This is a genomic window from Pseudomonas sp. GW821-FHT03A09 (assembly GCF_059421065.1).
In genome coordinates this window covers 142805-155513 of record NZ_JBWKUX010000004.1, presented here as the reverse complement: position 1 = coordinate 155513, position 12709 = coordinate 142805, and the positions used below count along the sequence as shown (strand labels likewise).

Sequence of the window (12709 nt, the reverse complement as noted above, 5' to 3'; positions counted from 1 at the left end):
TCTTTTATGAAGGGTTCAGCATGCACGTACTGGTCTGTGAAGACGATGAACTGATCGCCAGCGGCATCGTAGCCGGCCTGACCGCCCAGGGTTTTACCGTTGAGCGCGTCGCCTCGGCCGCCGCGGCGCGGGCCATGCTCAAGGCTGCCACGTTCGACATCATGGTGCTCGACCTCGGCCTGCCCGATGAAGACGGCCTCAAGCTGTTGCAGCAGCAGCGCAGCCAGGGCCTGGAAATCCCGGTGCTGATCCTCACTGCGCGCGATTCAGTGACCAACCGCGTCGACGGCCTGCAAGCCGGCGCCGACGACTACTTGCTCAAGCCCTTCGACCTGCGCGAACTCGCCGCCCGCCTGCAAACCCTGCTGCGGCGCGTGGCGGGGCGCAGCGTCAACCTGATCGAACACGGTCGGCTGGCCTACGACCCGAGCAGCCGCGAGACCTTCTTGGGCGGCCAACCGGTGGACCTGTCCCGTCGCGAGCAGGCGCTGCTGCAAGCCTTGTTGCATAACAAGGGCCGCGTGCTGTCCAGCGAGCAGCTCAAGGACAGTGTCTACGGCTTCAACGACGAGCTGGAAAGCAACGCCCTCAACGTGCACATCCATCACCTACGCCGCAAATTGGGCAATGGCATCGTCGAGACCGTGCGCGGCCTGGGTTATCGCCTGGGCACGGCTGACGGTGGAGAGAACGCCTCGTGATGAGCCTGCGCCTGCGCCTGACGTTTAAATTGGGCGCTGCTTTTGTGTTGATCTGGGTCTTGGCGGCGGCTTGGATGCTCAACGACCTGCGTAACCAGATGATGTTCTCCCTTGACCAGCGTCTGGTGGCGTCAGCACGCATGGTGGCGGGGCTGACCGAACAGATGCCGGGCTTGGCCAGTGTGAGCGGCCGCACGTATCTACGCACCGCACAGCTCGACGTACCGGGCGGCATGGCCTGCCAGGTCAGTTCGTTGCGCGGCGAAATCCTGGCGCGCAGCCATGTCACGCCGGAGGAAGGGCTGGAGTCGCGCAAGAGCGGCTTTCGCGATCAGGTCATCGACGGCGTGGGCTGGCGCAGTTTTACCCTCTCTCGCGGTGATTTGTTGATCACCACCGCCGACCGCCAGGTGGAGCGCGAGGCGTTGAACCTGTCGATCCTGCTGGCCGCCTCGGTCCCGGTCGGTGTGGCCTTGCTGGGGTGTCTGTGCCTGTTGTGGCTGGGCATCGGCCAGAGCCTGGTGCCGCTCAACCGCATGCGTGACGCCTTGATGCGCCGCAGCGCTGACTCCCTCGAACCGTTGCAGATCCACCCGTTGCCCAGCGAACTCAAGCCGCTGCTCGACACCCAGAACCAACTGCTGCAACGCATCGCCAAGACCATCGAGCGCGAACGTCGCCTCACCGGTGACGCCGCCCATGAGCTGCGCAGCCCGCTGACGGCGATCAAGACCCACCTGCAAGTGGCGCGCATGACCGAAGGCGCGGCTCGCGATCAGTCACTGGCTCATGCTGAAGAGGGCGCCGACCGCCTGCACCGTACTCTTGAGCAGTTACTGCTATTGGCGCGGGTGGAGGGCAACCTGTCGTTCGACGACGGCATGCATTCCAGCGCCGAAGAAGTGGCGCGCCTGGCGATCCAGGACGCCAATGCAGGTGACAACCGGCGCATTGACCTGATCCTGCCCGACAATCTCTCGATCACCCCGGTGGAAATGCCGGTGGGCCTGGCGGTCGCGGCGCTGCGCAACCTGTTGGACAACGCCTTGCGCCACACCCCGGCGGATACACGGGTGGAGCTGAGCGTGCTGACGGCGGCCGACAACGTAGTCTTCCGGGTACGTGACCATGGTAAGCAGATCTCCAGCGAAGACCTGCAATACCTCACGCAGCGTTTCTGGCGCAACGGCAACAGTGAGGGCTGCGGCCTGGGCCTGGCGATTGTGCAGGCGATTGTCCAGCGTTGCTCCTGCTCGCTGAAGTTCGACAGCCAGCCGGACGGTCTGCGGGTTGACCTGGGTATGCCGCTGCGACGCTGACCTGTTCTTTTTCAAGTGCCAAATAATTACTGCCTTCCAGGAATTCAGCCGTTCAGGATGGCGGTAATTTTTTTGTGCTCTAGCGGGCTGAATGACTCGGCCTGTACTGAAAAAGGACGATCCTTATGTTGGTCATCGATAGCAGTTTTCCTTCCAAAGATTTCAATGAACGTAACGGCGAGCCCGTGGGGCAGGTTGTGCTGCACTACACGGCAGCGCCGTTCACCTCTTCCCTGAATACGCTGACCCAGGGTGGCGTCAGTGCGCATTATTTGTTGCCCGACCCGAATGAACCCGCCTACCACGCCGCGGGTTATGACGAACTGCGGGCATTTCGCCTGGTGAATGAAGACAAACGTGCCTGGCACGCCGGTGTGGGCCACTGGGAGGGGCGAGACAACCTCAATAGCCGGGCAATCGGCATCGAGATCGTCAACGTGGCGCGGGATGACGGTGGCGTGTTTACCTTTCCAGCATACCCTGCGGCGCAGATCGAGGTGCTGATTGCCCTGCTGCGCGACATTCTTGGTCGCTACCCGCAGATCGGGCCGACCAACGTGATCGGCCATTCGGATGTGGCGTATTGGCGCAAGAGCGATCCGGGGCCGCAACTGCCTTGGCGGTGTTTGTATGAAGCAGGCATGGGTGCCTGGTTCGATGAGGCGACACGGGCCATGTATCAGCGCCGGTTTTGCCTGGGGTTGCCATCGGAGGTAGGGGTGGAGCGGGCTTTCCAGCGGTATGGGTATGCGCCGGCGAAGAATCGGCAGATGTTTGAGCAACGGACCCGGGCGTTCCAGATGCACTTTAGAGCCAGGGATTATTGTGGGTTTCTGGATGCAGAAACCTGCGCGATTCTGTATGCGTTGAATGAAAAATACCGCGGGCTCTGACGCATACACGATCAAAAAGTAGGAGGGGGCATGCTCCCTCTCACATTTGAGGCTCATTTGCCTGTTAGCGACCACTACCCCTAAATCCTTTCCTCGCTGGTGCGTTTCCAGAACAGGAATCAGATGAGGGATCGAGTAATGTCCGTCGCTATCAGCCATATCGAAGACACGCAGCTTCACGAAACGCTCTACCAATTTGAAGAAACCCCACTGCTGGCCCGCCAACGCCAACAGGAATCCAACGCCCGTAGCTACCCGCGACGTATCCCCTTGGCGCTCAAGCGTGCCAAGGGTATCTACGTGGAAGACGTGGAAGGTCGCCGTTTCATCGATTGCCTGGCCGGCGCCGGCACCCTGGCGTTGGGCCATAACCACCCGGTGGTGATTGAAGCCATTCAACAGGTGCTGAGCGACGAGTTGCCGTTACACACCCTCGACCTGACCACACCGGTCAAAGACCAGTTCGTACAGGACCTGTTCGGCCTTTTGCCTGCCGAGCTGGCGCGGGAAGCGAAAATCCAGTTCTGCGGGCCCACCGGTACCGATGCAGTGGAAGCCGCGCTGAAACTGGTGCGTACCGCCACCGGCCGTAGCACGGTCTTGTCATTCCAGGGCGGTTATCACGGCATGAGCCAGGGCGCGTTGAGTTTGATGGGCAGTCTGGGGCCGAAGAAACCCTTGAGTGCCTTGCTCGCCAATGGCGTGCAGTTCCTGCCGTACCCTTACGATTATCGCTGCCCGTTCGGCCTGGGCGGCGCGGAAGGCGTGCGGGTCAACCTGCATTATCTGGAAAATCTGCTCAATGACCCGGAAGCCGGCGTAGCGCTGCCGGCGGCGGTGATTGTCGAAGTGGTGCAGGGCGAGGGCGGGGTGATTCCCGCCGATCTCGACTGGTTGCGCGGTCTGCGGCGTATCACCGAACAGGCCGGTGTGGCGTTGATCGTCGATGAGATCCAGAGCGGCTTCGGCCGTACCGGCAAGATGTTTGCCTTTGAACACGCCGGCATCATCCCGGATGTTGTGGTGATGTCCAAGGCCATCGGCGGCAGCCTGCCGTTGGCGGTGGTGGTGTATCGCGACTGGCTCGACACCTGGCTGCCAGGCGCCCATGCTGGGACGTTCCGTGGCAACCAGATGGCGATGGCCGCGGGTTCGGCGGTGATGCGCTACCTCAAGGAGCACGACCTGGCCGGTCACGCGGCCGCCATGGGTGAACGCTTGGCTGAACACTTGCGCATCCTGCAACGGGACTTCCCGCAACTGGGGGATATACGGGGGCGTGGGCTAATGCTCGGCGTGGAACTGGTGGACCCGAACGGCACACTCGATAGCCAGGGTCATCCACCGGTGCATCGCCAACTGGCACCGCTGGTGCAGCGTGAATGCCTCAAGCGTGGCTTGATCCTGGAGCTGGGTGGCCGCCACGGCAGCGTGGTGCGCTTCCTGCCGCCGTTGGTCATTACCGCCGCCGAAGTCGACCGGGTCGCCGAGATATTCGGGCGTGCGCTGGCCGCGGCAGTGGCCGGCCTCTAATTTTTCTGTGTCCTGATACGTTTCTACAGATATCAACGCTGCGCGCAGTGCGCAGCCAGCCTTTGAGCGACGGAGAACCGCAATGACCTCAGTATTTGACCGCGACGACATCCTCTTCCAGGTTGTGGTCAACCACGAAGAACAGTATTCCATCTGGCCCGACTACAAGGCCGTGCCAGAAGGCTGGCGCACCGTGGGCAAGAGCGGCATGAAGAAAGAGTGCCTGGCCTACATCGAGGAAGTCTGGACCGACATGCGCCCGTTGAGCCTGCGCCAGAAGATGGACGGTGCGGTGCTGGCCAACTGATTCACTGCATTCCAATGTGGGAGGGGCGGTGTGTTGGTGTAGAGATAAGCTGTCGCCGCCTTAATCCCTCTCCTTCTTTATTGTTGTTGATCTTTCTCCTGCACGCTGCCGGCGGTTACCACCTGCACACTCAGGCGCGGTGTCGCCAGGTCGAGCCCGGCTTCATCCAGGTGGCGCTTGAGTGACAGGTTGAACGCCCGCGACACTTCCCACTGCTTGATCGGGGCGGTTTTAAAGCGCGCCCTTAGGATGGCGCTGCCGGACTCGAAGCTTTCCACGCCCTGAATCTCCAGCGGCGACCAGATGTTGCGGCGTTGCAGCGGGTCGTTGCGCATTTTATGGCCGACATCGCGCATCAGCTTGATCGCGTCGTCGATTTCCATGTTGTAGGGGATCGCCACCCGGAAGATCGCGTAGCCGAACTCCCGGGAGTAGTTCTTGATGCTTTTGATTTCACTGAACGGAATGGTATGCACGATGCCATCGATGTCGCGCAGGCGCACGGTACGGATGGTCAGGCCCTCGACGGTGCCGAGGTGGCCGCCGACGTCCACGTAGTCATCGATGGCCAGGGAGTCTTCGATGATGATGAACAGGCCGGTGATCAAGTCCGCTACCAGCGACTGTGCACCAAAACCGATGGCCAGACCGATCACACCGGCACCGGCCAGCAGGGGCGTGACGTTCATGCCCATGTTCGCCAGGGCGACGATGGCGGCGATGATGAAGATGGTCACGAACAGCACGTTGCGGATCAGCGGCATCATGGTTTGCGCGCGGGCGTTGGCCAAGCCTTTGCGCGAGCGGGTCAGGGCGTGGTGGATCGCGGTGTCGCTGAGGATCCAGATCAGCCAGGCAAACAGCAGGGTGCCGCCCAGGCCGAACAACTTGACGCTGATCTCATGACCGTCGCCTTCGGTAAAGCGGATCAGCGACAGCCCCCATACACGCAGGCCCAGTTCGATAAACACCAGCCAGACCACCAGGTGGGCCAGGGTGTAGACAAAGCTTTTCAGGCGTTCGGAGTACAAGGCATGGCGCTTGTGCCCGCGTTGCGGCTTGAGGGCGTGGCGGCGTACCAGGCCATTGATCACCATGCACAGCACCAGCAACACCGTGCACAGCAGCGACTGGCGCAATGCCGTGCTGGTGTCGCCCGCCGACAGGAACGTGGCGAACAGCGAAATACCCACCAGCAGCAGCGCCGGCAGATACCAGAAGGTGCCAATGATGGACAGGGTGTCGGTGAGGGCGCGGCGTGTGAGGCGGCGGGACAGTGGTTGGTTGCGAATCAGGTGCGCGATGGGGCGACGGAAACGCAGGATAAACACGCCGGTGGAGAGCGCTGCCATCACATTGGCAATGGTGGCGGCGGTGTGGGCCAGGTGCTGGCCCAGCGCTGTTACCAGTCGCGGGTCGCTCAAGGCTTCGCCGAAGGCGGCAAAGCTGCCGATCCACCACAGCGGACGGAACGCCTGATGGCGCAGGATATACAGCGCGCGATGACGGTGGGGGCCGTCGAGCACGGAAAAGGCAATCACGCAGATCGCCGAGAAACAGGTGCCGACCACCAGCGCATAGGCCAGCACCATCGCCAGGGATTTACCCAGGGAGGAAGGCAAGGCGTAGCTCAAGTACACCGTGATGATCAACGCGATCATCCACGGCCCCAGCTTGCGCAGGGCGAAGCGCACCATGTCCCAGGTACGGGGGTGCTGTGGCAGTTCTTCCGGCAGGCCGAAGCGTTCGCGCACGCGGTGGCTGAGCCAGATCAGCGCCGCCGCCAGCAGGCTCCATAGTGCCAGGATCACGGCAAAACCGAAGATGATCGGGAGCCATTCGCTGGCCGGCATCATCAGGGCGCTGAGTTCGTCCTTGGCCTGGTCGACTTCATTGGACCAGCGCGCCAGTGGGCTGTCGGCCCCGGAGAACTGCGCTTCAAGGCCTGCCAGCGTGCCGCCGATCAAACCGAGCACGCCCTCTTCGGCGGCCGGTTGTGCCTTCTGCGTGGCAGCGCGCAGCTTCTTCAGGTCGCTCAGCAGTTGGGTGCGCTGCTGGTCGTTTTCGAGGGTCTTGATCACCTCGTCCAGCGACTGCCCCAGGGGGACGTCGGCCTGGGGTTGGGTCTTGGTGGCGTTGCCCAGCAGGCCGGGCAAGCTCACGGCTTGGGCAGGCGCGAGCGGCAGCAGGGTGAGCAGAGCGATCAAGGCATAGCAGGGCAGGGCGAACAGACGGGAGAGCACGAGGCGGTCAACCTTGGAAACGACGAATTGACCGAGTGTACGAGGCCGCTATGCCCAATGCGAGTGCATTTGTCATTCCGCCAGTTTGGCGAGGATCTTGTAAACCACGGTGCCCAGGATCAGCAGCATGCCGATCCACATACCGAACACGCCTACCGGCTTGTCGCGAAAGTTGAAGCCTGTCGCCAGTAGGATCATGCCGATCAGGATGGGGATAAGCATGGCGTGGAAGGAGGACATGGAAATCATGGCAGGGGATAGCCTTGTCGGAGTGGGAATACTGACAAGTCTAGGTCGGATTACAGAAAATTGGGTTGATGTGTGTCAGGTGGAGTTCGGTGTGCTTAAAATCGCCATCGCGGGCAAGCCCGCTCCCACAGTTTGGAATGCATTTCCCTGTGGGAGTGGGCTTGCCCGCGATGGTCGCGCCTCGGTCTTAGGGGAGATCGCGACTCGCGTAGAACGCGCCCAGCACCTTCACCAAATGCGCCAGGTCATGACTGCCGCACAGTTCCCGAATCGAGTGCATGGCAAATGTCGGCAGGCCGATGTCCACGGTGCGTACGCCCAGGTGGCTGGCGGTGATGGGGCCGATGGTCGAGCCGCAGCCCATGTCGCTGCGTACCACAAAGCTCTGCACCGGGACTTCCTGGGCCATGCACAGGTGGCGGAAGAAACCGGCGGTTTCGCTGTTGGTGGCGTAGCGCTGGTTGCTGTTGACCTTGATCACCGGGCCAGCGTTGAGTTTCGGGCCATGGTTGGCGTCGTGTTTCTCGGCGTAGTTCGGGTGCACGCCATGCGCGTTGTCCGCTGAAACCAACAGTGATTTCTGAATGGTGCGTACGAATTCATCACCCTCAGGCAACAGGCGGCGCAGGGTCTGTTCCAGCATCGGGCCATCGGCACCGCAGGCGGAGCAGGAGCCGACCTCTTCGTGGTCGTTGCAGACGAGCACACAGGTTTCGTCGGTGTCGCTGGTGAGCAAGGCTTGCAGGCCGGCGTAGCACGACAGCAGGTTGTCCAGGCGCGCACCGGCGATAAAGTCGCCGTTGAGGCCGATGACGGCTGCGCTTTGGGTGTCGTAGAAGCTCAGCTCATAGTCGAGCACCACGTCGGCGTTCAGCCCATGCTCCCGTGCCAATTGCTCGGTGAGTACGGCGCGGAAATCCACGCGCTCGTCACCGGCGAATTGCGCGAGGATCGGCGGCAGCTCGGTCTGGGCATTGATCGCCCAACCCTGGTTGGCTTCGCGGTTCAGGTGAATGGCCAGGTTGGGGATGATGGCAATCGGCAACTTGAAGTCGATCAACTGGCTTTCGACCTTGCCGTCACGGCGGAAGGTGACGCGGCCGGCGAGTGACAAGTCGCGGTCGAACCACGGCGCCAACAGTGCGCCGCCGTACACTTCCACGCCCAACTGCCAGAAGCCCTGACGTTGCAGCTCCGGCTGGGGCTTGACCCGCAGGCACGGGCTGTCGGTGTGGGCGCCGACCAGGCGAATCCCGCCTTGCAGCGGCGAGTGACGGCCGAGCTTGAAGGCGATGATCGAGGAGTCGTTACGGGTGACGTAATAGCGGCCGTTGGGCTCGGTGGTCCAGGTGTCGCGCTCGTCGAGACGCTGGTAACCGGCCGCTTCCAGGCGCTGGGCGAGGGCGGCAGTGGCATGAAAAGGAGTAGGGGAGGCCTTGAGGAAGTCGATCAGGCCTTGATTCAACGCTTCGCGCATAAATAGCTCCAGACAGCAATGCGCGGAGTTTACCGTCGGTGGCGAAAAGTGCACAGAACAAATGTGGGAGGGGGCTTGCTCCCGATAACAGAGTGTCAGTCACTGAGTCCATGGACTGGCACACCGCCATCGGGGGCAAGCCCCCTCCCACATTTTGATCGCATTACCAGTTTTAGAATGGGGCTGGGCACTCGAAACGCAACCGCTCACCGCTTTGCGGGTGAGTGAAGCTGAGCATGCTTGCGTGCAGGCATAACCGCGGCCAAGCGGCCAGGGCCTGTTCATGGGCATACAGCCCATCCCCCAGCAATGGGTGCCCGATCGACAGCATGTGTACGCGCAACTGGTGCGAACGCCCGGTGATCGGCGTCAGCTCCACACGACACCAGTCGCCACAGCGCTCCAGCACTTTCCAGAACGTCAGCGCATGCTTGCCGAACTCGTGGTCCACCACGTGGCGTGGTTTGGTCGGCGGGTCGTAGCGCAGGGGCAGGTCGATGCTGCCGCTGTCCAGCGCCGGCTGGCCCCAAGCCAGTGCGGTGTAGGCTTTTTCGGTTTCGCGGTCGTGAAACTGGCGGGACAGTTCGCGGTGGGTGTCGGCATCCCGGGCTAGCAGGATGATCCCTGAAGTTTCCCAATCCAGTCGATGGACGATACGGGCTTCGGGGTAGCCGTTTTCCTGCAGGCGGGTGATCAGGCAATCCTTGTTGTCATCGGCCCGGCCGGGCACCGAGAGCAACAGGGTCGGCTTGTTCACCACCAGGACAGCGTCGTCCTGATGCAGGATATGAATATTGGACAGCGGCATTAAACAGCCTCGTTACAAACGCCAACGGCGGCTCGCCCACCCGGTTCCCAAAAAGGGATCAGGGTGACCGAGCCGCCGTGACGACCGCCCTTTCGATCAACGATCAGGCAGGGTGATATTAAGTTCCAGAATCGAGCAGCTGCCGTCATTTTCCAGAGCGACATGCACGTCATCGTTGCCGATATTGACGTATTTGCGGATCACCTCGACCAGTTCCTTCTGCAAGGCTGGCAGGTAGTCCGGCGTGCTGCGTTGGCCGCGTTCGTGCGCCACGATGATCTGTAGACGCTCTTTCGCTACCGACGCGGTCGTTGGCTTTTTGTTGGCGCGAAAGAAGTCGAGAAATTTCATTGTTTAGTTGCCTCCAAAGATACGCTCGAAGAATCCCTTCTTCTTGACATCGAGGAAGCGATGTTCCACGGACTTGCCCAGCAGACGGTCGACGGCGTCGCTGTACGCCTGGCCGGCGTCGCTCTGGTCGTCGAGAATGACCGGAACACCCTGGTTGGAAGCCTTCAGGACTGCCTGGGATTCCGGGATGACGCCCAGCAGGGTCACTGCGAGGATTTCCTTCACGTCTTCAACACCGAGCATTTCGCCGTTGCTGACGCGCTCAGGGTTGTAACGGGTGAGCAGCAAGTGCTCCTTGATCGGGTCTTCGCCTTTTTCGGCGCGTTGGGACTTGCTGGCCAACAGGCCCAGCATACGGTCCGAGTCACGTACCGAGGAAACTTCCGGGTTGGTGACCACGATGGCTTCATCGGCGAAGTACATCGCCAGGTGAGCACCGGTTTCGATACCCGCCGGCGAATCGCAAACTACGTATTCGAACGTTTCTTTCAGCTCGGCCAGGACTTTGCCTACGCCTTCTTTGGTCAGCGCGTCTTTGTCACGGGTCTGGCTGGCGGCCAGCACGTACAGGTTCTCAAGGCGCTTGTCCTTGATCAGGGCCTGTTGCAGGTTGGCTTCGCCGTTGACCACGTTGACGAAGTCGTACACCACACGGCGTTCGCAGCCCATGATCAGGTCGAGGTTACGCAGGCCGACGTCGAAGTCGACGATAACTGTTTTATGGCCGCGCAGAGCGAGACCGGTACCGATAGCGGCGCTGGTGGTGGTCTTACCCACACCACCCTTGCCGGATGTAACCACGAGAATCTTGGCCAAGGTGTTTCACCCCTAAGGAAAAAGGACTTTTCAGCCCCTGAAAAACATCTCTTGGAACTCGCTGCAGGCGGACAGCCTGGTAGGAAAAAAACTGTGGTTTCCGCAGGGGAAACACCAGTCTTCAATATTCCTACGCAAGTCTTGCCGGTTTCGCTGTGCTATCAGAGTCTAGAGATGCTTGGAAAATGCGGCAGTATCCGTTAAAGACGGATGATGTTCAACACATCGCCCGACAGGCTGACCTGCACCCCGGCCCCCCACAGCGGATCACGGCGCAAATCTTCTGAAACCTTGTACTGGCCTGCGATGGACACTAGCTCAGCGGTCAACTGCTGGCAAAAAATACGGGCCTTGGTATCTCCCTTGATGCCGGCGAGGGCACGTCCGCGCATCGGGCCGTATACATGGATGTTGCCATCGGCCAGAAGTTCCGCACCCGGACTGACCGGCGCGACCACCACCAGGTCGCCACCCTGGGCGTAAATCTGCTGCCCGCCCCGTACGGGGGAGGTGATGATCTTTGTAGGCTTGATCAGCGGCTCCGCTGGTTTTTCCGGTTTTTTCTTCACTTCGCCTTCGCTTGGGTCAAGCGGACGTTCTCGGGCACCGGACGGCGGCAATACTGGCAGTTCAATAGCGATGGCTGCGGCAATATCTTCGATACGGCTGGCACGAATCGCCAGAGTCCGCAGGCCATGGGAACGGCAGACACGCATCAGCCCGGGCAAGTCGATGGCGCCCTGGCCGGCCGGCAGCTTGTCGAGGGCCAATACCAAGGGGGCATTGTTGAAAAAGTTTGGCGCCAGGGCGACCTTGGCGGCCAGTTGGCGGTCCAGGGCGTCGAGGTCATTGCGGGCGAGTTCCAGCACGGTGATGGCGAGCATGCTGCCTTTCAGCTGGAACACGGGATCTTGGTCTAGCGGTTCGGTTTGGCTCATGGTCGGCAAAAGCGGCTTGTCACGAAAAGTGTCGAGACTTATAACGAGAACATCCGCGGGCCGCAAGCCGAGTCGAACCGTTGTAGAATGCGCGGCCCATGTCTTTACCGGAATCTGTAATGGATCGCCCGCGTTTTCGAGCTGTATTTCTTCACCCGCGTTTTTGGCTGTTATGGCTGGGACTCGGCCTGCTATGGCTGATCACTCAGTTGCCGTACCGGGCGCTGTTGACCATTGGTCGTTTATTGGGCGCGGGCATGTACCGCGTGGCCGGCGATCGCCGCCGCATTGCCGCACGCAACCTGGAACTGTGTTTCCCGGAAAAAACCGCCAAGGAACGTCAACACCTGCTCAAGGAAAACTTTGCCTCCACTGGCATCGCCTTCTTTGAAATGGCCATGAGCTGGTGGTGGGCCAAGCCGCGCCTGGCACGGCTGGCCCATGTCGAAGGGTTGGAGCATCTCAAGCAGGCACAGCTGGAAGGCAAGGGTGTGATCCTGATGGCCCTGCACTTCACCACCCTGGAAATCGGCGCCGCCCTGCTCGGGCAGAAGCACACCATCGATGGCATGTACCGCGAGCACGGCAACCCGCTGTTCGACTTTATCCAGCGCCGTGGCCGCGAGCGGCATAACCTCGACTCCCTGGCGGTAGAGCGCGACGACGTACGCGGTATGCTCAAGCTGCTGCGCGCCGGCCGCGCCATCTGGTACGCACCGGACCAGGACTACGGCGCCAAACAAAGCATCTTCGTGCCGCTGTTCGGCATCCAGGCCGCCACCGTGACCGCCACCAGCAAATTCGCGCGCTTGGGCAAGGCGCTGGTAGTGCCGTTCACCCAGGAGCGCTTGGCCGATGGCAGCGGTTATCGCCTGGTGATTCACCCACCGTTGACTGACTTCCCTGGCGAAACCGATGAGATCGACTGCCTGCGTATCAACCAGTGGGTCGAAGCTTCGGTGCGCGAATGCCCCGAGCAATACCTGTGGACCCATCGCCGCTTCAAGAGCCGGCCACCGGGTGAGCCTAAGCTGTACGAGAAACGCCGTCGGTAAGCCCTACCTTTCCCACATG

General features: G+C 61.3%; 13 protein-coding genes. 6 read left to right on the top strand and 7 right to left on the bottom strand.

The annotated features are described in order from the left end of the window. Positions 1-20 precede the first annotated feature (20 nt). From AC07V4_RS08625 to AC07V4_RS08605, 5 genes are all read left to right on the top strand, one after another. Entirely contained in the window at positions 21-701 is a 681-nt protein-coding gene (locus AC07V4_RS08625; protein ID WP_431749511.1) for a response regulator, read from the top strand. Then, positions 701-2020 (top strand): sensor histidine kinase, encoded by a 1320-nt coding sequence (locus tag AC07V4_RS08620; protein WP_492635942.1) that lies wholly within the window; start codon positions 701-703, stop codon positions 2018-2020. The genes AC07V4_RS08625 and AC07V4_RS08620 overlap by 1 nt, the downstream gene beginning before the upstream one ends. A gap of 125 nt (positions 2021-2145) precedes the next feature. Beyond that, positions 2146-2913 (top strand): N-acetylmuramoyl-L-alanine amidase, encoded by a 768-nt coding sequence (locus AC07V4_RS08615; RefSeq protein ID WP_492635943.1) that lies wholly within the window; start codon positions 2146-2148, stop codon positions 2911-2913. Positions 2914-3051: 138 nt separating this feature from the next. Further along, positions 3052-4446 carry an aspartate aminotransferase family protein gene (locus AC07V4_RS08610; RefSeq protein WP_492635944.1) on the top strand — a complete coding sequence of 465 codons (1395 nt, stop codon included), beginning with the start codon at positions 3052-3054 and terminating at the stop codon, positions 4444-4446. An 82-nt stretch (positions 4447-4528) separates the two neighbouring features. Then, positions 4529-4753: an MbtH family protein gene (locus AC07V4_RS08605; RefSeq protein ID WP_034117011.1), complete on the top strand. Its 225-nt coding sequence runs from the start codon at positions 4529-4531 to the stop codon at positions 4751-4753. 77 nt (positions 4754-4830) lie between these two features. Here the strand turns inward: AC07V4_RS08605 and AC07V4_RS08600 are convergent, their stop codons facing one another. The 7 genes from AC07V4_RS08600 to minC all read right to left on the bottom strand — a co-directional run bounded on the left by AC07V4_RS08600 (position 4831) and on the right by minC (position 11635). Then, positions 4831-6996, bottom strand: a complete 2166-nt coding sequence (locus AC07V4_RS08600; RefSeq protein WP_492635945.1) for a mechanosensitive ion channel family protein — start codon at positions 6994-6996, stop codon at positions 4831-4833. Positions 6997-7068: 72 nt separating this feature from the next. After that, positions 7069-7245 carry a hypothetical protein gene (locus AC07V4_RS08595; protein ID WP_431749516.1) on the bottom strand — a complete coding sequence of 59 codons (177 nt, stop codon included), beginning with the start codon at positions 7243-7245 and terminating at the stop codon, positions 7069-7071. 187 nt (positions 7246-7432) lie between these two features. Further along, a complete protein-coding gene (locus AC07V4_RS08590; RefSeq protein ID WP_431749517.1) occupies positions 7433-8722 on the bottom strand; it encodes a M18 family aminopeptidase in 1290 nt (429 codons plus the stop codon). Between the two features lie 172 nt (positions 8723-8894). After that, positions 8895-9530 (bottom strand): RluA family pseudouridine synthase, encoded by a 636-nt coding sequence (locus tag AC07V4_RS08585; protein ID WP_003192838.1) that lies wholly within the window; start codon positions 9528-9530, stop codon positions 8895-8897. Between the two features lie 96 nt (positions 9531-9626). Continuing rightward, positions 9627-9881, bottom strand: coding sequence for a cell division topological specificity factor MinE (minE, locus tag AC07V4_RS08580; protein ID WP_010208824.1), 255 nt, complete (start codon positions 9879-9881; stop codon positions 9627-9629). 3 nt (positions 9882-9884) lie between these two features. Further along, positions 9885-10697, bottom strand: a complete 813-nt coding sequence (minD, locus tag AC07V4_RS08575; RefSeq protein ID WP_016970146.1) for a septum site-determining protein MinD — start codon at positions 10695-10697, stop codon at positions 9885-9887. 200 nt (positions 10698-10897) lie between these two features. Beyond that, positions 10898-11635 (bottom strand): septum site-determining protein MinC, encoded by a 738-nt coding sequence (gene minC / locus AC07V4_RS08570; protein ID WP_492635946.1) that lies wholly within the window; start codon positions 11633-11635, stop codon positions 10898-10900. A gap of 119 nt (positions 11636-11754) precedes the next feature. On the opposite strand from minC, the gene AC07V4_RS08565 reads away from it, so the two are divergent. Then, the gene (locus AC07V4_RS08565) at positions 11755-12690 is read left to right on the top strand and encodes a lipid A biosynthesis lauroyl acyltransferase (RefSeq protein WP_492635947.1); all 936 of its coding nucleotides are present in this window, start codon (positions 11755-11757) and stop codon (positions 12688-12690) included. Positions 12691-12709 lie beyond the last annotated feature (19 nt).

Coding starts and splice junctions, on each gene's coding strand:
- AC07V4_RS08625 (WP_431749511.1), top strand. CDS start 21: ATGCACGTACTGGTCTGTGAAGACGATGAACTGATCGCCAGCGGCATC.
- AC07V4_RS08620 (WP_492635942.1), top strand. CDS start 701: ATGAGCCTGCGCCTGCGCCTGACGTTTAAATTGGGCGCTGCTTTTGTG.
- AC07V4_RS08615 (WP_492635943.1), top strand. CDS start 2,146: ATGTTGGTCATCGATAGCAGTTTTCCTTCCAAAGATTTCAATGAACGT.
- AC07V4_RS08610 (WP_492635944.1), top strand. CDS start 3,052: ATGTCCGTCGCTATCAGCCATATCGAAGACACGCAGCTTCACGAAACG.
- AC07V4_RS08605 (WP_034117011.1), top strand. CDS start 4,529: ATGACCTCAGTATTTGACCGCGACGACATCCTCTTCCAGGTTGTGGTC.
- AC07V4_RS08595 (WP_431749516.1), bottom strand. CDS start 7,245: ATGATTTCCATGTCCTCCTTCCACGCCATGCTTATCCCCATCCTGATC.
- AC07V4_RS08590 (WP_431749517.1), bottom strand. CDS start 8,722: ATGCGCGAAGCGTTGAATCAAGGCCTGATCGACTTCCTCAAGGCCTCC.
- AC07V4_RS08585 (WP_003192838.1), bottom strand. CDS start 9,530: ATGCCGCTGTCCAATATTCATATCCTGCATCAGGACGACGCTGTCCTG.
- minE (WP_010208824.1), bottom strand. CDS start 9,881: ATGAAATTTCTCGACTTCTTTCGCGCCAACAAAAAGCCAACGACCGCG.
- minC (WP_492635946.1), bottom strand. CDS start 11,635: ATGAGCCAAACCGAACCGCTAGACCAAGATCCCGTGTTCCAGCTGAAA.
- AC07V4_RS08565 (WP_492635947.1), top strand. CDS start 11,755: ATGGATCGCCCGCGTTTTCGAGCTGTATTTCTTCACCCGCGTTTTTGG.